General features: G+C 53.0%; 22 protein-coding genes and 1 tRNA gene. 15 read left to right on the top strand and 8 right to left on the bottom strand.

All coding sequences use genetic code 11. The features are described 5' to 3' along the window. Window positions 1-7 precede the first annotated feature (7 nt). Window positions 8-2,077 (top strand): glycine--tRNA ligase subunit beta, encoded by a 2,070-nt coding sequence (glyS, locus tag AB2B48_RS16860; RefSeq protein WP_185667436.1) that lies wholly within the window; start codon window positions 8-10, stop codon window positions 2,075-2,077. Between the two features lie 299 nt (window positions 2,078-2,376). After that, window positions 2,377-3,746, top strand: a protein-coding gene (locus AB2B48_RS16855; RefSeq protein ID WP_103771724.1) for an IS3 family transposase whose coding sequence is annotated in 2 segments (ribosomal slippage) — window positions 2,377-2,857 and window positions 2,857-3,746 — 1,371 coding nt in all. Because the reading frame shifts where the segments join, the coding sequence is not laid out codon by codon here. A gap of 8 nt (window positions 3,747-3,754) precedes the next feature. Here the strand turns inward: AB2B48_RS16855 and arsH are convergent. Further along, complete coding sequence (gene arsH / locus AB2B48_RS16850; RefSeq protein ID WP_040150695.1) at window positions 3,755-4,453, bottom strand: arsenical resistance protein ArsH; 699 nt, start codon at window positions 4,451-4,453, stop codon at window positions 3,755-3,757. An 85-nt stretch (window positions 4,454-4,538) separates the two neighbouring features. On the opposite strand from arsH, the gene AB2B48_RS16845 reads away from it, so the two are divergent. The 5 genes from AB2B48_RS16845 to AB2B48_RS16825 all read left to right on the top strand — a co-directional run bounded on the left by AB2B48_RS16845 (window position 4,539) and on the right by AB2B48_RS16825 (window position 8,921). Then, window positions 4,539-4,859: a transcriptional regulator gene (locus AB2B48_RS16845; RefSeq protein WP_040150694.1), complete on the top strand. Its 321-nt coding sequence runs from the start codon at window positions 4,539-4,541 to the stop codon at window positions 4,857-4,859. Between the two features lie 44 nt (window positions 4,860-4,903). Then, window positions 4,904-6,193, top strand: a complete 1,290-nt coding sequence (locus AB2B48_RS16840; protein WP_040150692.1) for an arsenic transporter — start codon at window positions 4,904-4,906, stop codon at window positions 6,191-6,193. A gap of 12 nt (window positions 6,194-6,205) precedes the next feature. After that, window positions 6,206-6,634, top strand: coding sequence for a glutaredoxin-dependent arsenate reductase (arsC, locus tag AB2B48_RS16835; RefSeq protein WP_196521913.1), 429 nt, complete (start codon window positions 6,206-6,208; stop codon window positions 6,632-6,634). A gap of 210 nt (window positions 6,635-6,844) precedes the next feature. Continuing rightward, a complete protein-coding gene (hokA, locus tag AB2B48_RS16830) occupies window positions 6,845-6,997 on the top strand; it encodes a type I toxin-antitoxin system toxin HokA (RefSeq protein ID WP_368299663.1) in 153 nt (50 codons plus the stop codon). Between the two features lie 304 nt (window positions 6,998-7,301). Beyond that, window positions 7,302-8,921 (top strand): ABC-F family ATP-binding cassette domain-containing protein, encoded by a 1,620-nt coding sequence (locus AB2B48_RS16825; protein ID WP_368299662.1) that lies wholly within the window; start codon window positions 7,302-7,304, stop codon window positions 8,919-8,921. A 54-nt stretch (window positions 8,922-8,975) separates the two neighbouring features. Here AB2B48_RS16825 and cspA read toward each other — a convergent pair whose 3' ends face one another. Both cspA and AB2B48_RS16815 read right to left on the bottom strand, forming a co-directional pair. Then, complete coding sequence (gene cspA / locus AB2B48_RS16820; RefSeq protein ID WP_035893107.1) at window positions 8,976-9,188, bottom strand: RNA chaperone/antiterminator CspA; 213 nt, start codon at window positions 9,186-9,188, stop codon at window positions 8,976-8,978. Window positions 9,189-9,529: 341 nt separating this feature from the next. Next, on the bottom strand, window positions 9,530-10,903 hold the full coding sequence (locus AB2B48_RS16815; protein WP_223883173.1) for an MFS transporter: 1,374 nt from the start codon (window positions 10,901-10,903) through the stop codon (window positions 9,530-9,532). A gap of 420 nt (window positions 10,904-11,323) precedes the next feature. Between AB2B48_RS16815 and AB2B48_RS16810 the strand changes: the two genes are divergently transcribed. Next, window positions 11,324-12,034: a DUF3053 domain-containing protein gene (locus AB2B48_RS16810; protein WP_333495483.1), complete on the top strand. Its 711-nt coding sequence runs from the start codon at window positions 11,324-11,326 to the stop codon at window positions 12,032-12,034. 38 nt (window positions 12,035-12,072) lie between these two features. On the opposite strand, the gene ghrB is transcribed toward AB2B48_RS16810, so the two are convergent. Further along, window positions 12,073-13,047, bottom strand: a complete 975-nt coding sequence (ghrB, locus tag AB2B48_RS16805) for a glyoxylate/hydroxypyruvate reductase GhrB (protein WP_368299661.1) — start codon at window positions 13,045-13,047, stop codon at window positions 12,073-12,075. A gap of 137 nt (window positions 13,048-13,184) precedes the next feature. Continuing rightward, the gene (locus tag AB2B48_RS16800) at window positions 13,185-13,844 is read right to left on the bottom strand and encodes an OmpA family lipoprotein (RefSeq protein ID WP_035893103.1); all 660 of its coding nucleotides are present in this window, start codon (window positions 13,842-13,844) and stop codon (window positions 13,185-13,187) included. Between the two features lie 166 nt (window positions 13,845-14,010). On the opposite strand from AB2B48_RS16800, the gene AB2B48_RS16795 reads away from it, so the two are divergent. Then, on the top strand, window positions 14,011-16,344 hold the full coding sequence (locus tag AB2B48_RS16795) for a molybdopterin guanine dinucleotide-containing S/N-oxide reductase (protein WP_368299660.1): 2,334 nt from the start codon (window positions 14,011-14,013) through the stop codon (window positions 16,342-16,344). Here AB2B48_RS16795 and AB2B48_RS16790 read toward each other — a convergent pair. The 3 genes from AB2B48_RS16790 to AB2B48_RS16780 are packed head-to-tail and all read right to left on the bottom strand — an operon-like array spanning window position 16,307 to window position 17,548. Further along, window positions 16,307-16,753 carry an N-acetyltransferase gene (locus AB2B48_RS16790; RefSeq protein WP_333495486.1) on the bottom strand — a complete coding sequence of 149 codons (447 nt, stop codon included), beginning with the start codon at window positions 16,751-16,753 and terminating at the stop codon, window positions 16,307-16,309. The two genes, AB2B48_RS16795 and AB2B48_RS16790, sit on opposite strands and share 38 nt — an antisense overlap. Then, complete coding sequence (tag, locus tag AB2B48_RS16785) at window positions 16,731-17,312, bottom strand: DNA-3-methyladenine glycosylase I (RefSeq protein ID WP_185667429.1); 582 nt, start codon at window positions 17,310-17,312, stop codon at window positions 16,731-16,733. Before tag ends, AB2B48_RS16790 begins: the two co-directional genes overlap by 23 nt. Then, window positions 17,291-17,548, bottom strand: coding sequence for a hypothetical protein (locus tag AB2B48_RS16780; protein ID WP_368299659.1), 258 nt, complete (start codon window positions 17,546-17,548; stop codon window positions 17,291-17,293). The genes tag and AB2B48_RS16780 overlap by 22 nt, the downstream gene beginning before the upstream one ends. On the opposite strand from AB2B48_RS16780, the gene AB2B48_RS16775 reads away from it, so the two are divergent. The 6 genes from AB2B48_RS16775 (at window position 17,533) to dppA (ending at window position 26,149) form a co-directional block, all read left to right on the top strand. Continuing rightward, the gene (locus tag AB2B48_RS16775; protein WP_305067779.1) at window positions 17,533-18,177 is read left to right on the top strand and encodes an autotransporter outer membrane beta-barrel domain-containing protein; all 645 of its coding nucleotides are present in this window, start codon (window positions 17,533-17,535) and stop codon (window positions 18,175-18,177) included. The genes AB2B48_RS16780 and AB2B48_RS16775 overlap by 16 nt on opposite strands. 171 nt (window positions 18,178-18,348) lie before the next feature. After that, entirely contained in the window at window positions 18,349-19,551 is a 1,203-nt protein-coding gene (locus AB2B48_RS16770; protein WP_220440671.1) for an MFS transporter, read from the top strand. A 211-nt stretch (window positions 19,552-19,762) separates the two neighbouring features. Then, window positions 19,763-21,454: a kdo(2)-lipid A phosphoethanolamine 7''-transferase gene (eptB, locus tag AB2B48_RS16765; RefSeq protein WP_368299658.1), complete on the top strand. Its 1,692-nt coding sequence runs from the start codon at window positions 19,763-19,765 to the stop codon at window positions 21,452-21,454. An 80-nt stretch (window positions 21,455-21,534) separates the two neighbouring features. Beyond that, a tRNA-Pro gene (locus AB2B48_RS16760) sits at window positions 21,535-21,611 on the top strand. Between the two features lie 201 nt (window positions 21,612-21,812). Next, window positions 21,813-23,780 (top strand): helix-turn-helix domain-containing protein, encoded by a 1,968-nt coding sequence (locus AB2B48_RS16755; protein ID WP_368299657.1) that lies wholly within the window; start codon window positions 21,813-21,815, stop codon window positions 23,778-23,780. A gap of 761 nt (window positions 23,781-24,541) precedes the next feature. Continuing rightward, complete coding sequence (gene dppA / locus AB2B48_RS16750) at window positions 24,542-26,149, top strand: dipeptide ABC transporter periplasmic-binding protein DppA (protein WP_185667425.1); 1,608 nt, start codon at window positions 24,542-24,544, stop codon at window positions 26,147-26,149. The last annotated feature ends 54 nt before the right edge of the window (window positions 26,150-26,203 follow it).

Below are 26,203 nucleotides of genomic sequence, written 5' to 3'. Positions count from 1 at the left end.
GGCGGCCATGTCTGAAAATACTTTTCTGGTGGAAATCGGCACTGAAGAGCTGCCACCAAAAGCGCTGCGCAACCTGGCTGAATCCTTTGCTGCGAACGTCACGGCAGAGCTGGATAACGCCGGCCTCGCGCACGGTAACGTTGAATGGTTTGCAGCTCCTCGCCGTCTGGCGCTGAAAGTGGCAAATCTGGCGGCTGCGCAAGCGGATCGCGAAGTTGAAAAACGCGGCCCGGCGATTGCCCAGGCGTTTGACGCGGAAGGTAAACCAAGCAAAGCGGCTGAGGGCTGGGCGCGCGGCTGCGGTATCACCGTCGATCAGGCTGAGCGTCTGACCACAGATAAAGGCGAATGGCTGCTGTATCGCGCGCACGTGAAAGGTGAAAGCACCGAAGCGCTGCTGCCGAACATGATTGCCAACTCGCTGGCTAAGCTGCCAATTCCTAAGCTGATGCGCTGGGGCGCGTCTGACGTCCACTTCGTGCGTCCGGTTCACACCGTGACCCTGCTGCTGGGTGATAAAGTCGTTCCGGCGACCATTCTCGGCGTGCAGTCCGATCGCATCATCCGCGGTCACCGTTTTATGGGCGAGCCTGAGTTCACCATCGACAATGCCGACCAGTACCCGCAGATTCTGCTGGAACGCGGCATGGTGATGGCTGACTACGAAATGCGTAAAGCCAAAATTAAAGCTGATGCTGAAGAAGCGGCGCGTAAGATTGGCGGCAATGCGGATCTCAGCGAAAGCCTGCTGGAAGAAGTCACCTCACTGGTGGAATGGCCGGTGGTGCTGACCGCGAAGTTTGAAGAGAAATTCCTCGCGGTACCAGCTGAAGCGCTGGTTTACACCATGAAGGGCGACCAGAAGTACTTCCCGGTTTACGACAACGCGGGCAAGCTGCTGCCAAACTTCATCTTCGTGGCGAACATCGAGTCGAAAGACCCGCAGCAGATTATCTCCGGTAACGAGAAAGTGGTTCGTCCACGTCTGGCTGATGCAGAGTTCTTCTTCAATTCTGACCGTAAAAAACGTCTGGAAGATCACCTGCCGCGCCTGCAAACCGTGCTGTTCCAACAGCAACTGGGTACGCTGCGCGACAAAACTGACCGTATTCAGGCGCTGGCCGGCTGGATCGCGGGCCAGATTGGCGCTGACGTCAACCACGCAACCCGTGCAGGCCTGCTGTCCAAGTGTGACCTGATGACCAACATGGTCTTCGAGTTCACCGACACCCAGGGCGTGATGGGCATGCACTACGCGCGCCATGATGGCGAAGCGGAAGACGTTGCCGTTGCGTTGAACGAGCAGTATCAGCCGCGCTTTGCCGGTGACGATCTGCCGTCTAACCCGGTTGCTTGTGCGCTGGCGATTGCTGACAAGATGGACACCCTGGCGGGTATCTTCGGTATTGGTCAGCATCCGAAAGGCGACAAAGACCCGTTTGCGCTGCGTCGTGCTGCGCTGGGCGTGCTGCGTATCATCGTTGAGAAGAACCTGCCGCTGGATCTGCAGACCCTCACCGAAGAAGCGGTGCGTCTGTACGGTGACAAGCTGACCAACGCGAAAGTGGTGGATGAAGTTATCGACTTCATGCTCGGTCGTTTCCGCGCCTGGTATCAGGACGAAGGCTACACCGTTGACACCATCCAGGCCGTGCTGGCACGTCGTCCGACTCGTCCAGCAGATTTCGATGCGCGTATGAAAGCAGTGTCCCACTTCCGCACGTTGGAAGAGGCCTCTGCGCTGGCTGCGGCCAACAAGCGTGTATCCAACATCCTGGCGAAATCAGACGAAACGCTGAACGATATCGTTCACGCTTCCGTGCTGAAAGAAGCGGCGGAAATCAAGCTGGCGGGTAACCTGGTTGTGCTGCGCGACAAACTGCAGCCGTACTTTGCGGAAGGTCGTTATCAGGAAGCGTTGGTTGAACTGGCATCCCTGCGTGAGCCGGTGGATGAGTTCTTCGAGAACGTGATGGTTAACGCTGAAGACCAGAACGTGCGCGTGAACCGTCTGACGCTGCTGTCTAAACTGCGCGATCTGTTCCTGCAGGTAGCGGATATTTCGCTGCTACAGTAATCAGTCTGCTGATAATTAAAAACCTGCTCTCGAGCAGGTTTTTTTATGTCTAAAATATTATTACCAGAACCATTAATAATTTCAGTGTTAATAAATATGTTTATAGATATTCATGGCTGAAAAATATTTTAGGAATACATCAAAGTAAGATGATGTAATAGTTAAGGTAGAATGATTGCGGGTGCTTGAGACTGTCTGTCTCAGGTATTTTCCCGGTGATAGACAGAGAAAAGCCCCACCTGATGGTAAATCAAAGTGCACTGCACCCATTTAGTTGGACTCTCTAATTGGAGAGTCCCATGTCCAGACGTAAATATACCTTTGAAGAACGCCTCCAGGTGGTTATGCACTATTTCACTACTGATGAGGGTTATCGTTTGACATCAGCACGCTTCGACGTCCCTCGAACCCAGGTAAGATTATGGGTTGCAGCCTATGATGCTTATGGGGAAGAGGGATTAAAATCCAGGGACAAGGGAGTCTCTGTTGACCCTGAGGTCAGAATTGAAGCTGTTAGAGCTGTACTTTCAGGTCAGATTTCCCAAACGCAGGCGGCTGCCAAATTTAAAGTTGCTGGCGCCGCTTCGATAGGCAAATGGATAAAAGTGTTCAACGAACATGGAGAGGACGGTTTGCGTTCTTTACGTGTTGGTAAGAAAAGGGCACCCCATATGATTGATGACCCTGTTAAAGCGGAAGCTGTACTGGAATATTCGAAGGATAAACGGATTCGAGAATTGGAAAAAAAAGTCCACTTCCTTGAATTACGAGTTCTTTATCTAAAAAAGCTGAAAGCCTTGGTTCGGTAAGAGAGAAGGTTCAGGTTATCAATGAACTAAGGCAGTACTACCCATTAGAGCACCTGCTTCAGATAGCTCAGATACCCCGGAGTACATTTTACTATCACCTGAAAGGACTTAAATCTCCGGGGAAATATGATGATATAAGAAGTCGAATCAAAGAGATATATTTTGATAACCGTGGTCGTTACGGCTATCGCAGAATTACGCTTGCTCTCAGACGAGAAATTGGCGTAATCAATCATAAAGTCGTTCAACGATTGATGACATCAATGGCTCTTAAAGCAACCATCAAAGTTAAGCGCTACAGTTCATGGCGTGGTGAGTGTGGTGAAATTGCTGAAAACATTCTGAAGAGAAACTTTAAAGCCACGCGACCTAATGAGAAATGGGTCACTGATGTGACTGAATTTGCGGTAAATGGCCGGAAACTCTATCTTTCCCCTATCATCGATCTCTTTAATAACGAAGTTATTTCCTACAGTATTTCAGAACGCCCTGCGATGTCGATGATTGATGAAATGCTATTGAAGGCATTCGCCAGGCTGGATGACGACAGTAGGCCAGTACTTCACTCCGATCAGGGCTGGCAATACCGACACCGTTGGTATCAGTATCAGTTGAAGTCTTCTGGTATCCTGCAAAGTATGTCCCGAAAGGGAAACTGCCTGGATAATGCCTGTGCTGAGTGTTTTTTCGGGGCATTGAAATCAGAGTGTTTTTATACCAGTGAATTCAATGATATTGATGAACTCAAGGTGGTTCTTGAGGACTATATCCGCTATTACAATACCCGTCGGATCAGCATTAAATTAAAAGGCCTTAGTCCGGTTGAGTATCGTCTGAAGGCCTACCCATTACGAATTTAGTTCTGGTATCAGATTTTGCTCTGATTAACGCGTGCTGATAACGCCTGGTGGCTCTCTTTTCGCTCGCTGTAGCGATCGGCAAGGTATCCCGTATGCCCTTTCAGTAGCAGCGTTATTTTAAATAGTTCCTCAGTGACATCGACGATACGGTCGTACCATGAGGACGGCTTCATGCGCCCATTTTCATCGAATTCCTGCCAGGCTTTTGCTACGGAGGACTGGTTGGGAATTGTGAACATACGCATCCACCGGCCCAGTATCCGCATCTGGTTAACAGCATTGAAGGACTGTGACCCGCCGCAGACCTGCATTACTGCGAGAGTTTTTCCCTGAGAGGGGCGAACAGCGCCTTCACTTAATGGAATCCAGTCAATCTGAGCTTTCATTATCGCGCTCATGGCACCGTGCCGTTCCGGGGAACTCCAGACCATTCCATCACACCATCTGACCAGGCTGCGAAGCTCAACGACTTTCGGATGCGTTTCTGGCGCATCATCGGGTAACGGTAGCCCTGAAGGATTAAACATTTTCACTTCTGCGCCCATGACTGACAGCAGCCTTCCAGCTTCTTCTGCTGCAAAGCGGCTGTAGGAACGTTCTCGCACTGAACCGTACAGGATCAGGATTCTGGGGGGCTCCTGCAGGTGCAGGCGTTCGGCAATGTGTTGATCAAAGCATTCAGTATTCAGGGCAGGAAATTGTTCCATTTTTCTCCTCCGGAGAGAGCAGGTGATTTCAAAATCAATACATATGATTTACCATATGTGTATTCTAAAGGGAACGGAGTGAAAAATGCTACAACCTGTTCAGCTTTTCAAAATCCTGTCGGATGAAACCCGGCTCGCCATCGTCATGCTTCTCCGGGAGTCCGGAGAACTGTGCGTCTGCGATATCTGTGCGGCCACCTCCGAATCGCAGCCCAAAATATCGCGACATATGGCTATCCTGCGCGAGGCCGGGCTGGTACTTGACCGTCGGGAAGGCAAATGGATCCACTATCGTCTGTCACCCCACATACCGGCATGGGCAGCAGAGACAATCACGACGACCTGGCAGTGTATGCGGGAGGATGTGCGTGAATGGCTGGATAAATCAGCCTGCACCTCCTGCTGAGAAAGAAAAACACATTTACATAATCATATATAACGGAGTCTGATATGCTTTTGGCAGGGAGTATATTTTTACTGACGCTGGTACTGGTGATCTGGCAACCCAGAGGCCTGAGTATTGGCTGGAGCGCGAGTATCGGGGCAGTGCTGGCGCTGGGAACCGGTGTCATCCATATCGCTGATATTCCCGTTGTCTGGAATATCGTCTGGAACGCTACAGCGGCATTTATTGCGGTCATCATCATCAGCCTGCTGCTCGATGAGTCCGGCTTCTTTGAATGGGCCGCACTGCACGTCTCCCGCTGGGGTAACGGACGTGGCCGCCTGCTGTTCACCTGGATAGTCTTGCTCGGTGCCGCTGTTGCTGCGTTGTTTGCCAATGACGGCGCCGCGTTGATCCTGACGCCGATTGTGATTGCGATGCTGCTCGCACTGGGGTTCAGCCAGGGCACGACACTGGCCTTTGTCATGGCCGCAGGATTTATTGCAGATACGGCCAGCCTGCCACTCATTGTTTCTAACCTGGTGAATATCGTCTCGGCGGACTTCTTTGGTCTGGGCTTTACGCAGTACGCCTCCGTTATGATCCCCGTGGATGCGGCAGCGATTGCGGCCACGCTGATCATGCTGCATCTCTTCTTCCGCAGGGATATTCCGGCCACGTACGACGTTTCGCTGCTGAAGACGCCTGCCAGCGCGATCAAGGATCCGGCAACCTTCAGGGCGGGCTGGATTGTCCTGTTATTGCTGCTTGTCGGTTTCTTTGTTCTGGAGCCGCTGGGGATCCCGGTCAGTGCGATAGCGGCGGCTGGCGCAGCAGTGCTGTTTGTGGTGGCGAAAAGAGGCCATGCCATCAACACAGGGAAAGTCCTGCGCGGTGCGCCATGGCAGATCGTTATTTTCTCGCTGGGCATGTACCTCGTGGTCTATGGCCTGCGCAATGCAGGGCTCACGGAGTACCTGTCTGGCGTGCTGAATCTGCTGGCAGACAAGGGGTTATGGGCAGCGACGTTCGGCACCGGCTTCCTGACGGCATTTCTCTCATCAGTGATGAACAATATGCCGACGGTACTGATTGGCGCGCTGTCGATTGACGGGAGTACGGCGACCGGCGTCGTCAAAGAGGCAATGATTTATGCCAATGTGATTGGCTGCGATTTAGGCCCGAAAATCACTCCGATTGGCAGTCTGGCAACCCTGCTGTGGCTACATGTGCTTGCCCAGAAAAATATAAAGATTACCTGGGGATATTACTTCCGTACCGGCATTGTTATGACTGTGCCGGTGCTGTTTGTCACTCTGGCCGCGCTGGCGTGGCGGCTCTCTGTCACTTTGTAATGAGATACTGATATGAGCAACATTACCATCTATCACAACCCGGCCTGTGGCACCTCACGCAACACGCTGGAGATGATCCGTAACAGCGGCAACGAACCGACGATAATTTATTATCTCGATACGCCCCCGACCCACGATGAGCTTATTAAACTTATTTCAGATATGGGAATTACGGTACGTGCATTGCTGCGCAAGAATGTTGAACCTTATGAACAGCTTGGTCTTGCTGATGGTAAGTTTACCGATGAGCAATTAATCGGGTTTATGCTGGAACATCCTATTCTGATTAATCGCCCTATCGTAGTAACCCCCCTGGGAACTCGTCTGTGTCGTCCTTCAGAAGTTGTTCTGGATATTATCCCGGAGTCTCAGAAAGGTGCATTTACTAAAGAGGACGGTGAAAAAGTTGTTGATGAGAGCGGGAAGAAAGTGAACCCATAATAACCTGTAATATGGATTATTCGGTCGCTGTGAATATACTGTATCTGTATCTGTAAATAAAAAAGAGTCCATTATAATATGGACTCTTTCTCTGAAGCCTCGTTAATTCTGTCCAACTTTTGGGGGTCTGTGCAAAGTGAGGCCAACTCTATGCCTAGACCACATAAGGTTAGCCTCTTACTTGTTGAAAATCAACACAGGAGGCAAAGGATGCCGCAAAAATCTATATTGTATAGTTTGATAGTGATATGTCTCACTATTTTATTATTTACCTGGATGGTTCGTGATTCATTATGTGAATTGCATATTAAGCAAGGAAACAATGAATTAGCGGCATCTTTAGCCTGCGATATTAGACAGTAAGGGCGTACGGCGGGGAATATTCCCCGCCGCTATTGCGGCGTTATGCAGGCTCAATGCACCCTATTTTATTTACCAAAATAATATTATGGTTTTCCGTTAGCGGAAGGCCAATTTTTTTATGGATATGAAAATTGTGCAAAAAAGAACCTTGAAATGGCAGGCGCAATGCGTTTATGCTTTGCCGCGACGAACCCCTCGTCTCACTGAGGCACACTGAAAATGGACAAACACACCTGCTGAATTCGAATCCTTGCTGAGCGCTTGCCGCAAGCAGGGGAACTATTGATTTCATTCAGGAGTGCTTATGGCCCATTGTGCGCAATCCCCTTCTTTTGTTTTACATCAGGTTACCTGTCAGTTTCCGACGGGTGATACTCTTTTTGGTCCGCTGAATTTATCGCTGGAGCGTTCACTGTGTGGCCTGGTCGGGCGCAATGGTGTGGGCAAATCCCGACTGCTGCGCATGCTGGCGAGCGTTGATGAACCTTCTTCCGGACATATTGAATGTTTTACATTCTGCGCTTATGTGGCTCAGCAGCATGCGGCCTCAGCGGAAACCACGCTAGCTGAGTTGCTGGGCTACGAGGCAATTTTTGCCGCGCTGCGGCGTCTCGAGCAAGGCCAACCCCACGATGATGACATCGAGGAGCTGGATGGTTTCTGGGATCTCCCGGACCGGCTCCATGTCGCTTTTCAGGAGGCAGGGCTGGGTGAGTTTAGCCCGCTAAGGCTGGCCAACTCCTTAAGCGGCGGCGAACGGGTGAAAGCGCTACTTTGCGCTGCATTTACCTCCGGCGCCCATTTTCTACTGCTTGATGAACCCACCAACCATCTGGATAGGTCAGGACGCGAGTGGTTCTATCGACAGCTTGATGCCTGGCAGGGCGGGGCGCTGATTGCGAGCCACGACCGGGAACTGTTGGCTCGGATGCCGCGCATTCTTGAGCTGACGCCTGTGACGCTACGCAGCTATGGCGGTAGCTACGAGCAGTATCAGCAGCAGCGTGATGCGGAACAGCAGGCGGCGCGAGCCGCGCTCGATCATGCCGCCACTGAACGCCGTCGCACGCGTGCCAGGCAGCACAAAGAGCATGATGACTGCCAAAGGCGTTCAGCCAAAACGCTCCGCACCGTTGATTCTCTCAATATCGCCTCGTTTGAACGGGTGAAGTACAAAGGGGCGGCAAGAGAGCGGCCTGGTACCCTGTTGCGCCAGCATCGTGAGCAGCAGAGTGCATTGGACAGTGCGGTGAAGCAGGCGCGGGAGCGAGTGGAAGAGGATACGCCAGTGATGTTTACACTGCCCGGTAGCATGGTGCCCTGCGGTAAGCAGGTTCTGGTGCTGGAGGCGTTACAGCTGGTACATCAGGCGCATCCTGCTCTCGACTGGCGCATGGACGGTCCGATGCGGGTCGCGCTGCGTGGCCCTAATGGCTGCGGAAAAACGACGTTGCTTAAAACGATCGTTGGGCTTGAAACGCCTCTGACCGGACACTGTCAGCTTTCGGTCGCGGCTGCCTGGCTGGATCAGCACCTTAGCCAGTTCGACTTATCGTTATCAGTAATGGACCATCTTCGCGCGGGCGATACGCCGCTGGAGGAAGGGGTGCTTCGCACCCGGCTGGCGCAGTTGCAGCTTGGGGCGAATAAAGTCAATCTGCCGTTATCGGCGCTCAGCGGTGGTGAGCGGTTAAAGGCGGCGCTGGCCTGTGTACTGTGGCGGCGAGAGTCGACGCAGCTCTTATTGCTGGATGAGCCGACCAACCATCTCGATCTGGCATCGGTGCAGGCGATTGAGGCGGCGCTGGCTGAATTTCCGGGGGCGATGCTGGTGGTGTCTCACGATGAGACGTTCTTACAGGGGCTGAAACTGACACATGCGCTGGAGTGGCGTGAGTCGGGCTGGCATTTTACCGCGCTATAGATAAAAAAAATCCCCGCCATAGGGCAGGGATTTTCAATTCTTAGCGGCGTTAACTTACAGGGAAGTTACGTTGCCAGCTGCTGGGCCTTTAGCGCCGTTCTCGATGGTGAAGGAAACTTTCTGACCTTCGTCCAGAGATTTGTAGCCATCGTTCTGGATAGCAGAGAAGTGTACGAACACGTCTTTAGAACCATCGTCAGGAGTGATGAAGCCGAAACCTTTATCAGCGTTGAACCATTTTACGATACCAGTCATTTTACCGGACATAGAAATTACCTTTAAAAATTAATTGAGCCTTACGGCGATATGGCATGCTTTACAGAATTTAAAGCGTAAAGGAAATGTCACTACGAGGGGTACCAATGGATAACCTTGAAGGGAACTGCTTTACTCAACTGCTTTGTGGTCTGTATGTCAAACCGTGGACGTATTAACGCATACTTCTTATCGCAAAAGCAAACGTTATCTACGGATAAATTACAAAGCCCCTGGGGTTTTAGCATTGGCATTGATTCGTAATTGATTGATAAATAATGATTGTTGATACTTGTGAGCGGTTTGTAAAAAAACGTTATTTGACCCCGGCAGCGCACTGCCGGGGTCAAATATCAGACCTTTTGCGCCGATTCAGGCAGCGTTGTCGCTGCGTTGTCGCTTTGATTCTGCTGATTTTTACCGGCCGCGTACTTCACCATTAGCGCGATGGCCGATAGCACTGCGGGGATCGCCAGCAGGGCAAAAATGGTCTTAAACGACAGCTCTGCCTGCATCAGGAAGGCGCCGCTGAAGGCACCGAGGATCCCGCCGAAGCGCCCCAGGCCCAGCATCCAGGCCACGCCAGTTGCACGCCCCTGGGTTGGATAAAAGCCGGCCGCCAGCGCTGGCATCGAGGACTGTGCGCCGTTCATAATCGTCCCCGCGATAAACACCATCACGCCCATCAGCACCAGGTTGCTGGTTGAGAAGCCCACCAGGCAGACGAAGATGCCAGTTAGCAGGTAGCCTACCGCCACCACTTTGTTCGGGTTGATTTTGTCCATCAGCGCGCCCAGCACCAGCACGCCAATGCCTCCACCGAGCGGGAACAAGGCGGTGATGACGGAAGCCTGGCTCAGCGTCGCGCCGGTCTCACGGATCAGCAGCGGTAACCAGCTGGTCAGCAGATAGAAGATCAGCAGGCCCATAAAGTAGGTCAGGCACAGCATGATGGTACCCACCAGGTAGCGCGGCGAGAAAATGACCCCCAGCGCCGACTGCTCTTTGACCTGGCCCGCCTCCTGCAGAACAAAGCGCGTGTTCTCTGGCAGCGCGGCAATGCGGCGCAGAATATTGCTAATCTGCTGCTGAGAGCGGTTTTTGACCGCCAGATAACGGGCCGACTCCGGCAGCAGGAAAATTAATGCGACCGCCAGCGCCAGCGGCATCACGCCGCCCAGCACCAGTACGCTCTGCCAGCCGTAATGCGGGATCATCCATGCGGAGATAAAGCCGCCCATTGATGAACCGATCGGGAAGCCGACGAACATCAGGTTAACCATCAGCGCGCGGCGGCGCTCCGGCGCGTATTCGCTCATTAACGTTGCGGCGTTAGGCATGGCGGCACCAAGCCCCAGGCCGGTTAAGAAACGCAGAACCGTCAGCTGCGTCAGCGAGGTCGCGAAGGCGGTAATCAGGCTGAAGCCGCCAAAGACCAGAATCGACAGCACCAGCACCTTCTTACGACCAATGCGGTCGGCCATCGGCCCTGCGGTCAGCGCGCCGACGGCAAGTCCCACCAGCGCGGCGCTCATCACCGGGCCGAGGTCAGATTTCTGCACGCCCCATTCCTGAACCAGGTCGGACGCAATAAAGCCGATAATGGCGGTATCGAAGCCGTCCAGCGCGACGGTCACAAAGCACAGCACCAAAATCATCCACTGGTACTTTGAGAAGGGGTGGCGGTTGATAAAAGCCTGAATATCCGTTGTTGTCTGTGTTGTCATGCGGTAATTCCTGCTAATCGGTGCAAAGAAGTGGTTTTTTCAACGCTTATCTTCTTCGTCGGTATTGAGGTGTTTGGGCGATTATCGAACGTTTTGTCGTTAATCGTTCGTTAAATAAAATCATTTATGCCGCAGGACAACAATCTGCCGTGGTCAGGAAGTGTGCGATTATCGCGCTATCCGTGATGAATTGGCTTGTTAGTAGATGAAAAATAGCGATATATCATAGTGTTATTCCTGTTTTTGTACCGGGTTTTCACGACGATAAATGTGATGGATGCAACAGCTTGTTAACATTTTGCGGTAACCGCCGGAGAACGTATGAAAAAGGTATCCTGCGGCGCGGCTCTGGACTATCCTTGTCACCGTTGGGCACGCGTGTGCCGGTTCGCGCTTTTTTTTGGCTGAAGGAGTATGAAAATGGCGACAGGAAAGTCCTGCTCTCGCTGGTTTGCGCCTGTTGCGGCGTTATTGATGGTGGTTAGCCTGAGTGGGTGTTTTGATAAGGAAGGCGATCAGCGTAAAGCATTCGTCGATTTCCTGCAGAATACCGTTATGCGCGGCGGTGAACGCCTGCCGACGCTGACCGCTGACCAGAAAAAACAGTTCGGTCCTTTTGTTTCCGACTACGCCGTTATTTATGGCTACTCACAGCAGGTAAGCCAGGCGATGGATGCAGGTTTGCGTCCGGTTGTTGATAGCGTTAACGCGATTCGCGTGCCGCAGGATTACATGACCCAGCGCGAGCCGCTGCGTCAGGCTAATGGTTCACTGGGCGTGCTGAGCCAGCAGCTGCAGAATGCGAAAATGCAGGCTGATACCGCGCACGCTGCGCTGAAACAGGCAGATGACCTGAAGCCGGTGTTTGATCAGGTATACAGCAAAGTCGTGACCGGCCCGTCCGATGCGCTGCAGCCGCTGATCCCGGCCGCGCAGGTGTTCACTCAGCAGCTGGTGCAGGTGGGTGATTTTATTGCGCAGCAGGGTACTCAGGTGAGCTTCGTGGCGAACGGTATCCAGTTCCCAACTTCGCAGCAGGCAAGTCAGTACAACTCGCTGATTGGCCCGCTGGCGGCACAGCACCAGGCGTTTAGCCAGGCGTGGACCGCGGCAGTTAACGCTACCAGATAAGCATTATGGCTGCCCGGCGCGATGCCGGGCAGCATCGTTTACCCCGCAACCTGCGGGTTCACGCAGTTCTTCTCCACGTTCCCCTGCAGCGCATCAATCAGGTTATCTACCGCACAGGCCGCCATGTTGTAGCGGGTTTCATGCGTCGCGGAACCGATATGCGGCAGTGCCACCACGTTAGGCAACTTCAGCAGTGGGGAGTCTACCGGCAGCGGCTCTTGCTCAAACACGTCCAGCCCGGCGGCGTGGATCTCACCGTTTTGCAGCGCGGCAATCAGCGCCTGCTCATCCACAACCGGGCCACGGCCGGCGTTGATAAAGATGGCGGAGGATTTCATTCGGGCAAACTGCTCGGCGCCGAACAGGTGGTGCGTTTCTTCGCTTAGCGGCAGGATCAGGCAGACAAAATCGGCTTCTTCCAGCAGCGTATTTAAATCACAGTAACGGGCATTAAAGCGCTCTTCCGCCTGCGGGTGGTGGCGTCGTGCGTTATAGAGAATCGGCATGTTGAAGCCGAAATGCGCGCGCTGGGCGAGGGCCATACCAATACGCCCCATCCCGACAATCCCCAACGTCTTGTGGTGTACGTCGATGCCGAACCAGTCTGGGCCAATCCCCTGCTTCCACTCGCCTGCTTTGACACGCTCGGCCACTTCCACCACGCGACGGGCGGAGCTTAATACCAGCGTCATCAGCGTATCGGCCACGGTTTCGGTGAGCACCGTCGGCGTGTGCATCAGCAGAACGCGACGAGCGTTTAGCGCCTCGACATCGAAATTGTCATAGCCCACGGAGATGGTGGAGGTGGCACGCAGCTTCGGCATCTTCTCTAACAAAGCAGTATCAACGGTTTCACTCGAGCCCAACAGCCCTTCGGCATTGGCGAACGCCTCAGCGTGCTGTTGCACAGTCTCTGGGTGCAGGTTGGGTACGCGGGTGACGGTGAAATGATCGTTCAGGCGTTGTAACAAATCATCAGGCAGGGCTTTGTAGAGAATAACGGACGGCTTCATGGGTATCTCCATGGGTTGAAGAGGGAAGTGTTGATCGTTAGCAGGCTTAACAATCCCACAGCGGGGCGAAAAGTACCAGTCCTGAAAATGGGGTGGGAAGAAACCGGACAGGGAAAGCGTCCTGTCCGGCCAGGGCGTTACTGCGGGCTTAAGGTGATTTCTACGCGACGGTTCTGCGCTTTGCCTTCCGCGGTGCTGTTGCTGGCGATAGGATTCGCCGGGCCCATACCGGAAGTCCGGATACGAGCAGCGGCCACGCCCTGGGTGATAAGCGAGCTGGCAACGGAGTCAGCGCGCTGTTGCGACAGCGTCATGTTCAACTGCTGGCTGCCGGTGCTGTCGGTATAGCCGACCACGTTCACCGCGGTTTTCTCATACTCTTTCAGCACCATTGCTACACCGGTCAAAGTGTTAGCCCCTGCGGGTTTGAGGGTGGAAGAGGAGCTGTCGAAGGTGACGTTGTTTGGCATGTTCAGCACGATATTATTGCCGTTACGCGTGACGCTCACGCCGGTCCCCTGCATTTTCTGACGCAGTTTGGCTTCCTGTGCATCCATGTAGTAGCCCACGCCACCGCCAACGGCTGCACCGGCAGCCGCGCCAATCAGCGCGCCTTTGCCGCGATCGTGCTTAGACGAGGCCAGTGCGCCGATACCCGCGCCCACGAGTGTCCCGAGGCCTGCGCCAATGCCGGTTTTGCTGGCTTCCTGTTCGCCGGTATACGGGTTGGTGGTACAGCCGGAAACGGCCAGTGCGCCGCTAACCAGGGCTGCAATCATGAGCATGCGTTTTTTCATCTTATTTCCTTAATCCTTTTTATTCTTTGCCACGGCAGGTGTGGCGGTTGATTATGACGTGCAAAACCGGGGAAAATTCCCGGAAGATTTTATCTTTTTGTAAAAAACATTGAGCGATGAACACAACGTCGCCGAACCACCTGCATCAGCTATCCGGGAGCTCGCTTTGCCACATTCACCGACCACGAAAACTATCCTGACAGCCGCCCACTGGGGCCCCATGTGGGTTGAGACCGACGGCGAGCGCGTGCTCTCTTCACGCGGTGCGCTGAAAACGTCGTTCACCAATTCTCTGCAAAGCGTGGTCCGCGATCAGGTGCACAGTAAAACGCGTGTACGCTACCCGATGGTGCGTAAGGGCTTTCTGACATCGCCGAGCCGTCCTCAAGGCGTTCGCGGCCAGGATGAGTTTGTGCGGGTGAGTTGGGACGAGGCGTTGACGCTGATTGACCAGCAGCACCGCCGTATTCGTGAAAGCTACGGGCCGTCGTCCATTTTTGCGGGGTCGTACGGCTGGCGTTCAAACGGCGTATTGCACAAAGCGGCGACGTTACTTCAGCGCTATATGAGCCTGGCGGGCGGTTATACGGGGCATCTGGGGGATTATTCCACCGGCGCGGCACAGGCGATCATGCCGCACGTGGTGGGCGGCAACGAGGTCTATCAGCAGCAGACCAGCTGGCCGATGGTGCTGGAACACACCGACGTGGTGGTGCTGTGGAGCGCCAACCCAATGAATACGCTGAAAATTGCCTGGAACGCTTCTGACGAGCAGGGTCTGCCCTATTTTGAACAGCTGCGAAAAAGCGGTAAACGCCTGATCTGTATCGATCCAATGCGATCGGAAACCGTTGCCTTCTTCGGCGAGTCAATGGAGTGGATTGCGCCACACATGGGCACGGACGTGGCGTTGATGCTGGGCATCGCCCATACGCTTGTCGTCAATAACTGGCACGATACCGACTTTTTATCGCGCTGCACCACCGGTTTCCCGACGTTTGCCGATTACCTGCTGGGTAAAAGCGACGATGAACCGAAGTCTGCTGAATGGGCGGCTGCGATTTGTGGTGTGAGCGCAGATAAAATTCGTGAACTGGCGGAAATCTTCCATAAAAATACCACCATGCTGATGTCTGGCTGGGGGATGCAGCGCCAGCAGTTTGGTGAGCAAAAGCACTGGATGCTGGTGACGCTCGCCGCCATGCTGGGGCAGATTGGTACGCCGGGCGGCGGCTTTGGCCTCTCTTATCACTTTGCGAACGGCGGTAACCCGACGCGTCGCGCGGCGGTGCTGGCATCAATGCAGGGCACGGTGAAAGATGGCGTTGATGCCGTCGATAAAATTCCGGTAGCGCGTATCGTCGAGGCGCTGGAAAACCCCGGTGCGCCGTACCAGCATAACGGATTGGATCGCCACTTCCCGGATATCCGCTTCGTCTGGTGGGCCGGCGGGGCCAACTTTACCCATCATCAGGACACCAACCGGCTGATTCGCGCCTGGCAAAAGCCAGAACTGGTCGTCATTTCCGAATGCAACTGGACGGCAGCGGCGCGCCATGCCGATATCGTGCTGCCCGCCACCACCTCGTTTGAACGTAACGACCTCACCATGACCGGCGATTACAGTAATCAGCACCTGGTGCCGATGAAGCGAGTAGTGATGCCGCGTGATGAAGCGCGCGATGATTTTGAGGTGTTTGCCGACCTCAGCGAGCGCTGGGAAACCGGTGGGCACGCGCGCTTTACCGAAGGGAAAAGCGATCTGCAGTGGCTGGAAACCTTCTATCACATTGCCGGGCAGCGCGGAGCCAGCCAGCAGGTGACGCTGCCGCCGTTTGCTGAATTCTGGCAGGCCAACGAATTGATTGAGATGCCGGAGAGTGAGCAGAACGCCGCCTTCGTGCGCTTTGGCGCATTTCGTGCCGATCCGCAGGCGAATCCGCTGAAAACGCCAAGCGGTAAAATTGAGATCTACTCCGAGCGTATTGCCAGCTTCCAGTATCCCGACTGCCCACCGCACCCGATGTGGTTGGAGCCAGACGAGTGGCACGGCAATGCGCAACCGGGCCAGCTTCAGCTGTTGTCCGCCCATCCGGCGCATCGCCTGCACAGCCAGCTTAACCATACTACGCTGCGTGAACGCTATGCGGTTGCTGGGCGTGAGCCGCTAACGCTGCACCCGCAGGATGCGCAGGCCCGGCAGATTAACGATGGCGATCTGGTACGTGTCTGGAACCATCGCGGGCAGGTGCTGGCGGGGGCGGTGGTGAGTGAGGACATCAAGCCCGGCGTTATCTGCCTACATGAAGGGGCATGGCCGGATTTAGACCTTCAGGCGGACGGTATCTGTAAAAACGGTGCGGTGAATGTTCTCACCAAAGATATCCCCAGCTCGCGGCTGGGGAACGGGTGCGCGGGGAATACGGCGCTGGCCTGGATTGAAAAATATGCGGGGCCAGCGCTTACGCTAACGGCGTTTGATCCGCCTGCCAATGCATAATCCAGGTTGGATGCCGGGTTTCATCCTGCCACGCGCTGTCCTGAATACGGAAACCCTGCGCGTGGTAGAAATTCACCGCCCGGCTGTTTTTCTGATACACCTCCAGGCTGAGCTCGGAGAAGCGCTGCTTCACGACGCTCAGCAGCGCGCTACCAATGCCGTGGTGGAGCAGGTTCGGCGCGACAAACAGCGCGCCGACGAACCTTGCTTCAATCACGCTGACAAACCCCTGTAGCCGCTGCTCCTCCTCAAAGACCCAGGTTTCTGCCGCCGGGAGATAGGTATCGCGCACGATGGGCAGGCTCTCCTGCCAGTACTGGGGGGCGATAAACGGGTGTGCGTAGGTGGTGCTTTCCAGCCAGAGCCCCAACAGCGGTTCAAACTGGCTAGTGTTCCATTTTCTTATCATGCTGAGCTCCAGGATGGCAGAAGCAGTGGGTGACATGGTCGTTGACCAGCCCACAGGCTTGCATGAAGGAATAACAAATCGTGGTGCCAACAAACTTAAAGCCACGTTTTTTCAGTGCCTTAGATAGCGCATCAGAGGCGGGCGTTGAGGTGGCAATGCCGCTCAGTTCGGCGGCCTGGGTGACGATTGGGGTGTTATCAACAAACGACCAGACAAAATCATTAAACGATTCGCCGTTGGCTTCCATCGCCAGGAAGGCGCGAGCGTTGCCGATAATGGCCTGAATTTTTCCCCGATGGCGAATGATACCGGCATCCAGCACCAGTCGCTCCACGTCAGCTTCGGTCATCGCGGCAACCTTGACCGGATCGAAATGGTGAAACGCATGGCGATAGTTTTCGCGTTTTTTCAGTACGGTAATCCAGGAAAGTCCGGCCTGTTGTCCTTCCAGACAAATCATCTCAAACAGCTCCTGGTTATCCCTTTGGGGCACGCCCCATTCAGTGTCGTGATACGCGATGTACAGCGGATCCTGACTTACCCAACCGCAGCGTTGCATTTGATTCTCCCTGTTTTTGTTGATGGATCACGACTGATAATAAAACCCTGCACTTCTCTTGACGCTGATAAGAAAATAGCAATAGTTAGTACAGGGGAGTTCCCCTCTAAAAACATAACAATAATTGCCGAATCTGGCTCTTTAGTGGAGTCAATTAATGAATAATAAGAAATGCAATGGCCTTTGGCGATGTGTTGTTCCGGCATCGGGCTTTGTGTGGATGTTACTTTCGCCACATGCAAATGCCTGGCAACAGGAATATATCGTGTCTGATGGGCAAAGTAATACTGCCGAGCGCTATACATGGGATAGCGATCACCAACCGCGCTATGACGATATCCTAGCTGAACGCATTGAGGCGCTGCAGGCGGGGGCCGGGGTCAATATGAATCTGCCGGATAACACCCCGCTGGATGCGACTAAAACCATGAGCATCGGCTTGAATATTCCGCTCACGGAAAATATGACGATGGGCCCCGTTGCCGCCTGGCACTATGACGGCTCGCCGGGCTTCATGTGGAATGAGTTCGGCGATACGGTGAACAGCGTTTCGCAGTCCGATGCGCTGTGGCACGCCAGCGTCAGTACGCTGGGATGGCGTGTGGATACCCATCCGTGGCTAGGGATCCGTCCTTGGGCCCAGGTGAGCTACAACCAACAGTTTGGTGAAAACCAATGGAAAGCGCAGTCCGGGCTTAACCGTACGCCAACCTCAACGCAGGATGGCAACTGGGTCGATGTGACTCTGGGGGCTGATATGTTATTAAATTCACATCTGGCCGCCTATGCCGCGCTCTCGCAGGCCGATAACATGTCTGCTGGCACCAACTACTCCTACATGATGGGCGTGAGCGCGCGCTTCTGATCTACGATGTTTCTTTGAAAAATTCAGCGGCAGGTGATTTTTCGCAATGCCATTCATTCCGCCGCTGATGCATTTCATTCCGTCCTGAATGCACTTCATGCCTTTTAAAACCCGCAAAAATGCTAACTTCGTTATCGTTGGCAGCAGTTAATTTAAGAAGGCATCATCATCATGAACGCTGCAACCAAAAATCATACCCGCTGGCTGACATTATTCGGCACCATCATTACCCAATTCGCATTAGGTTCCGTTTATACCTGGAGCCTGTTTAACAGCGCATTGTCCACTAAGCTGGATGCATCCGTTAGCCAGGTGGCGTTCTCCTTCGGTTTATTAAGTTTAGGTCTGGCGCTCTCTTCTTCCGTCGCCGGTAAATTACAGGAACGCTTCGGTGTAAAACGCGTCACGATGGCTTCCGGTATTCTGCTGGGTATCGGTTTCTTCATGACTGCTCATGCGAACAATCTGATGATGCTGTGGCTGAGCGCGGGGGTTATTGTGGGTCTGGCGGACGGCGCGGGTTATTTGCTGACGCTCTCCAACTGCGTGAAATGGTTCCCGGAGCGTAAAGGCCTGATCTCCGCCTTTGCGATCGGTTCTTATGGTTTAGGTAGCCTTGGTTTTAAATTCATCGATAGCCAACTGCTGGCAACGGTAGGTCTGGAAAAAACTTTCATGATCTGGGGCGCTATCGTACTGGTGATGATTGTCTTTGGTTCCATGCTGATGACCGATGCACCAAACCAGAAAGTCACCACCACCAACGGCGTTGTCGCGAACGATTTCACCCTGGCAGAATCCATGCGTAAACCGCAGTACTGGATGCTGGCCGTGATGTTCCTGACTGCCTGCATGAGCGGCCTGTATGTTATCGGCGTAGCGAAAGACATCGCGCAGGGTATGGTACACCTGGATCTGGCAACTGCAGCGAACGCCGTGACCGTTATCTCCATTGCTAACCTGGGCGGCCGTCTGGTTCTGGGTATTCTGTCTGATAAAATTGCGCGTATCCGTGTTATTACCATCGGCCAGGTTATCTCGTTGGTGGGTATGGCGGCGCTGCTGTTCGCTCCGCTGAATGAAGTGACCTTCTTTGCGGCGATTGCCTGTGTGGCCTTTAACTTCGGTGGCACCATCACCGTCTTCCCATCGCTGGTCAGCGAATTCTTTGGCCTGAACAACCTGGCGAAAAACTACGGTGTGATTTATCTGGGCTTCGGTATCGGCAGCATCTGTGGTTCCCTGATTGCGTCGATGTTCGGCGGGTTCTACATCACCTTCTGCGTCATCTTCGCACTGTTGATTCTCTCTCTGGCACTGTCTACAACAATTCGTCAGCCAAAAACAGAAGTTCTGCAGGAAGCTCACGCTTAATTATTACCTTTCCTCTTAAGTTGATTCTGACCAAATATTGTAAATGTTTGGTCAGATCACACTCTCTCCGAATACTTTTCTCCTTTCTTGTTGTCTACTTATCGCGCTTGCATGTGATGCCTGTAATGGCATAACACATATATTAATTGGTTCGCTAATAATGTGATTTGGCACCAGTTTTTCTTTTTCCCTTTTTCCAGGGTTTTGTTGAATGCGATATATAAAAGCGATGTCCCAGCAGACGTTGAGTCTTCTGCTGGCGGTCTACATCGGCTGGTTTATGAACTTCTCCGTATTGTCCCGTCGATTTGAGGGGTATTTGCAGGACTTCAGTTTCGAGAAAGGTCTGTTCATCGTTATTGAGCTTGTTGGTACGCTGCTGGTGACCTTCTTCTTATTCCGCGTGCTTTCTATTGGGGGCCGTCGGTTGTGGAAGGTGCTGGCAACGCTGGTGGTGTTGATTTCTGCTGGCGCCAGCTATTACATGACCAACCTGAACGTCGTGATTGGCTATGGCATTGTGGCTTCGGTCATGACCACTGATGTTGATCTGTCGAAGGAGGTCGTAGGCTGGCACTTTATCAGCTGGCTGGTGCTGACCAGTATCCTGCCGCTGGCCTGCATCTGGATTAACCAGGCGCGCGATACGCTGCTTTATCAACTGCGCACGTCGGGGCAGCGCCTTCGCGGTATTGCGATTGTGCTGCTGTCGGCGCTGCTGGTTTGGGGGCCGATTCGTCTGATGGAGGTCCATCTGAAGGAGACCGAGCGGCTGTCGCAGGTGGATCTGCCGAGCTATGGCGGCGTGCTGGCAAACTCTTACCTGCCGAGCAACTGGGTGGCGGCGCTGGGGCTTTACGGCTGGACGCAGGTTGATGAGTCGACGGATACCCGTGAACTGTTCGACCCGGCGAAGAAATTCACCTATGTCGCGCCAAAGGATATCGATGACACCTACATGGTGTTTATCATCGGCGAAACCACCCGCTGGGATCATATGGGCCTGTTTGGCTACGAGCGCAATACCACGCCGGGGCTGGCAAAAGAGAAAAACCTGGTCGCGTTCCGCGGCTACTCCTGTGATACCGCCACCAAGCTTTCGCTGCGCTGTATGTTTGTCCGCCAGGGTGGGGCGAGCGAAAACCCGCAGCGCACGCTGAAAGAGCAGAACGTCTTTGCGGTGCTGCACCAGTTGGGCTTCACCGGCGATCTGCTGGCGATGCAGAGCGAGCTGTGGTTCTACAGCAACACGATGGCGAACAATATTGCCTATCGCGAGCAGATTGGCGCGGAGCCGCGTAATCGCGGTAAGAGCGTGGACGACATGCTGCTGGCTGATGAGCTACAAAACGTGCTCGCCCGTCAGAGCGAGAAGGGCAAACACCTCATTATTATCCACACCAAAGGCTCGCACTTTAACTACACCCAGCGTTACCCGCGCAACTTTGCGCAGTGGAAACCGGAGTGTGTGAACGTGGACGACAAGTGCAGTAAGGCGGAGCTTATCAACTCCTACGATAACTCCATTACCTATGTCGATCACTTCCTGGTGAACGTCTTTGATCAGTTGCGCGACAAGAAAGCGATTGTCTTCTTTGCCGCGGATCACGGTGAGTCGATTAACGAGCACGAACGCCTGCACGGTACGCCGCGTAAGATGGCGCCACCGGAGCAGTTCCGCGTGCCGATGATGGTCTGGATGTCGGATAAATATCTGCAAAATCCGGATCACGCGAAGTCGTTCGCTTACCTGCAACAGCAGGCGGCGATGAAGCAGCCGAAGCGCCATGTGGAGCTGTACGATACGATCATGGGTTGCCTGGGCTACACCTCGCCAGACGGTGGTATCAATGCGTTCAACAACTGGTGCCACGTGCCGGAAACCCCAAAAACGGCGCAGTGACGCGTTCTTCACCGAACAAAAGGCATGAGATTAATAAGGGATTGACGACCAAAAAACGCAGCAGTAAGATCTGCTGCGTCCGGTGATTGGCGCAGTCTGGTAGCGCACTTCGTTCGGGACGAAGGGGTCGGAGGTTCAAATCCTCTATCACCGACCAGTTTGGAAAGCCTGCTCAACGAGCAGGCTTTTTGCGTTTATAGCGAGGCTTCTTCTCCGAGAACATGATGTATTATGCGTTTTGAGACGGATACTGAAATTCTGGATGTTTCGCAGGCGCCTGAATTGATAATACAACTACTCGCTCAGGTTGCCCTTCTCTCTTCCTGGATTGTTAAATTAAACAGGTGCCGATCCGATTATGTTTCCTGTCAGTGATTTGTTGGACTTACAAACACTTTCTGAATCAGTTGAACTGGAGTTTAAGCTGGCTCAGGGAGCAGATGGTAAAGGTAAACTGCCGGAGGATTTCTGGCGGACATACAGCGCGATGGCGAATACTCGCGGTGGTTATGTCGTACTGGGTGTTAGGGAAAAGAAAGGGAACTTCATCGTTGACGGGATCAGTAATATTTCTGCTGTCACGAAGCAACTATTTGATATCGCAAATAATAAGAAAAAAGTAAATGTCAATTTACTGACAGAGAAGTCAGTACAGGTCATCAATCTTGATAATAAAGCGGTCATTGTCATCGAGATCCCCGTAGCAAGACGTGAGCAAAAGCCCGTCTATCTCAATAACCAGCCGATGACGGAAACATACATCCGTCGTCATGAAGGGGACTGTCATTGTTCTGAAGAGCAAATCAAAAGAATGCTGGCGGAGCAGGTTGAGGATAGCCGTGATGATCGGATTCTGGCAGGGTTTAATTTCAACGATATCGATCAGGACAGTTTGCGTGCATATCGCAACCTCTTTGCGGTTGCGAAGCCTCAGCATCCTTGGTTGGAGCTGGATATCATCGATTTATTCCGGAATATCGGTGGCTGGCGTAAAAACCGCCAGAGCGGGGAAGAAGGTATCACCCTGGCGGGTATCCTGATGTTTGGTACCTGGAATGCTATTCAGGATGCGGTTCCAAACTATTTTGTTGATTATCGTGAGCGGGATGACACACAACCTGATTCTCGCTGGATCGACCGCATCTATCCGGATGGTTCGTGGTCAGGCAATATTTTTGATTTTTACCGCAGGACATATCGAAAGCTTATTACCGACCTTAAGGTGCCTTTTGAATTGCAGGACGGCATTCGACTGGATGAAACCAAAGTTCATGAAGCTATCCGGGAGGCGTTTGTTAACACCTTGGTGCATGCTGATTACACGGGCCGAAGCTCTATCTTAGTGGTTAGGCGGCCGGATCTTTTTGGCTTCCGTAATCCCGGATTGATGAGGATACCCCCGGAAATTGCAGTGAAGGGTGGGGAAAGTGACTGCCGTAACCGTCGCATGCACCAGATGTTCTTAATGATTGGCGCAGGTGAACGAGCAGGCTCTGGCGTGCCCAAAATAATGAGTGGTTGGAAATGGGCAAACTGGCGCACACCAAAGTTGTATGAGAAAACGGATCCTTCCGAACAAACGCTGCTTGAGTTGTCAACGGTAAGCCTTGTATCCCCCGAGGTTACTAAGCGGCTTGATGATTTATTTGGTGAGCGTTTTCATCTACTTGATGATCTCGAACGAATGATTGTTATCACGGCGGCGACAGAAGGTTGGGTAAACCATGAGAGAGCATGCCAGCTCACAAGCAGACATTCTCGTGATGTTACCCTAGCATTTCCAAAGTTAGTGGATAAGGATTTTCTTGTCGCTAGTGGTGAAAAGCGAGATAAATCATACAGCTTACCTGGAATGGAATTGCCGTCTCCGGAAGAAGTCTTCGCCAATGCGTTAAGCTCTACATCAAACTTAACGCATAACACCCAGAACTTAACGCATAGTGACATCAGCTTAACGCATAGCGATCCAGAGTTAGTGGATAGTCAACAGGGAAGAGATGAACACGGTCGGTTTATCAGTCACTTGCTAGATAAGCCGTTTATTGATGATCTTGACGCGTTGAGCGATGGATTCCGGGATGAACTTGAAGCATTAGCTGCGCTATCGCGGGAACATCGTCGGTTGGAAGTCGGGATGATGAAGGAACTGCTTGTCCAGTTGTGCGATGGGCACTATTTATCTGTCGCGGTAATGGAAATATTGTTGGGGCGCAAGGCGCAGAGTATTCGCCAGAATTACTTAAAACCTATGGTGGATTCAAAGCAGTTGAAGCTGGCATTTCCTAACAAGCCTAATTCGCCAAGGCAAGGGTATACGCTCGCTTAGGGTTACCATCGGTAGACTCCTGGCGCAGGCGGCCTTTAGGCCGTTTCGGCCAGGAGCGTTCAAAACTATTCCCTTCGGCCTCAATACAGCGATGGTGGATTTACAGCGTTGCTCTGGCAGTTTTTCACGCCACATTTTCCGTTCCTCGACTTCTTTAAACGCTTCGTACCGCAAATGAAGCCGATCGGCGAGGATCTGGAGTCAGCAATCAGATGTATCAATACAAACGCTTCCCCTACCTGTTCACAATTTTGTGACATATTCCATTGTATTTTCGTATGCATAGACGAATCTTTTTTTTCGCTGCTTATGACTAAGCTCAGCATTTTCCCCTGTGCGTTTTAACGTTCGCGGCATTAATCGCTCAGATTATCATCATATCGAAATAAATTTTTCACATAACGGCTAAATGTTAATCGCTGAATGTTGCAAAATATTAAGTGGATTACTCTGCCTTCTTGCCCATAGCATAAATTTCTCTGCTGAAAATAGTGCTTCGGGGTTTTTTTAATCTTTGCCCATCCATTCTCACCTTCAATACAAATCCCGGTTAACTGTATTGACGTTTTCACATTCTATTGACAGATTGTAGGGCATGAGGGGCATTTCATGGAGAATCCGCACTGCAACTCAGATGTTCCAGTGAAAGGAATCCCTCGCCTCTATATGCACCGACCAAGCCGGGTAAAAAATAAATAAGGTCAGGCGGTGTAACCCAATGCAAAGGGTAAAAACAACACATATCACATTGGAGCAGAATAATGAGTATTTCCTTGAAGAAGTCAGGGATGCTGAAGCTGGGTCTCAGCCTGGTCGCCATGACCGTTGCAGCCAGCGTACAGGCAAAAACCCTGGTTTATTGTTCAGAAGGCTCGCCGGAAGGCTTTAACCCACAGCTCTTTACGTCTGGTACCACCTATGATGCCAGCTCCGTACCAATCTATAACCGTCTGGTTGAATTCAAAACCGGCACCACGGAAGTCATTCCGGGTCTGGCAGAGAAGTGGGACATCAGCCCGGACGGCAAAACCTACACCTTCCACCTGCGTCAGGGCGTGAAGTGGCAGGATAATAAAGATTTCAAACCAACGCGTGACGTGAACGCCGACGATATCGTCTTCTCCTTCGACCGTCAGAAAAACGCGCAGAACCCGTACCACAAAGTCTCTGGCGGCAGCTACGAATACTTTGAAGGGATGGGCCTGCAGGACCTGATTAGCGAAGTGAAAAAAGTCGACGATCATACCGTTCAGTTCGTGCTGACTCGCCCGGAAGCGCCGTTCCTGGCAGACCTGGCGATGGACTTCGCGTCTATTCTGTCAAAAGAATATGCTGACAACATGCTGAAAGCCGGCACGCCGGAGAAAGTTGACCTGAACCCAATCGGTACCGGTCCTTTCCAGCTGGTTCAGTACCAGAAAGACTCCCGTATTCTGTACAAAGCCTTCCCGGGCTACTGGGGCACCAAGCCGCAGATCGATCGCCTGGTCTTCTCCATCACGCCTGACGCTTCCGTGCGTTACGCCAAGCTGCAGAAGAATGAGTGCCAGGTCATGCCGTACCCGAACCCGGCTGACATCGCACGCATGAAAGAAGACAAGAGCATCAACCTGATGGAACAGGCTGGCCTGAACGTGGGTTACCTCTCCTTCAACACCGAGAAAAAACCGTTTGATGACGTGAAAGTGCGTCAGGCGCTGACTTACGCGGTCAACAAAGAAGCGATCATCAAAGCCGTTTATCAGGGTGCAGGCGTTGCGGCTAAGAACCTGATCCCGCCAACCATGTGGGGCTATAACGACGACGTCAAAGACTACAGCTACGATCCGGAAAAAGCCAAGGCGCTGCTGAAAGAAGCGGGCCAGGATAAAGGCTTCACCGTTGAGCTGTGGGCGATGCCGGTACAGCGTCCGTACAACCCGAACGCTCGCCGTATGGCCGAGATGATTCAGGCTGACTGGGCGAAGATCGGCGTACAGGCCAAAATCGTGACCTACGAGTGGGGCGAGTACCTCAAGCGTGCGAAAGCCGGTGAACACCAGGCTGTCATGATGGGCTGGACCGGCGACAATGGGGATCCGGATAACTTCTTCGCGACGCTGTTCAGCTGCGCGGCGGCGAAAGACGGTTCTAACTACTCTCGCTGGTGCTACAAGCCGTTTGAAGATCTGATTCAACCGGCACGTGCTACCGATGACCACAACAAACGCGTTGAGCTGTACAAACAGGCTCAGGTGGTGATGCACGATCAGGCTCCAGCGCTGATCATCGCTCACTCCACCGTATACGAGCCGGTGCGTAAAGAAGTCAAAGGCTATGTGGTTGATCCATTAGGCAAGCACCACTTCGACAACGTATCTATCGAATAATAAAGACGATGCCTTAACCGGCAGCGCATCGCTTCCTGCCCCCCTTGGGGTGGG

The sequence above is a fragment of the Kluyvera sichuanensis genome (genome assembly GCF_040930405.1).
Taxonomy (GTDB): Bacteria; Pseudomonadota; Gammaproteobacteria; order Enterobacterales; family Enterobacteriaceae; genus Kluyvera; species Kluyvera sichuanensis.
Note: the sequence above shows the minus strand (reverse complement) of the source record. Positions and strands in the feature narration are given on the sequence as shown.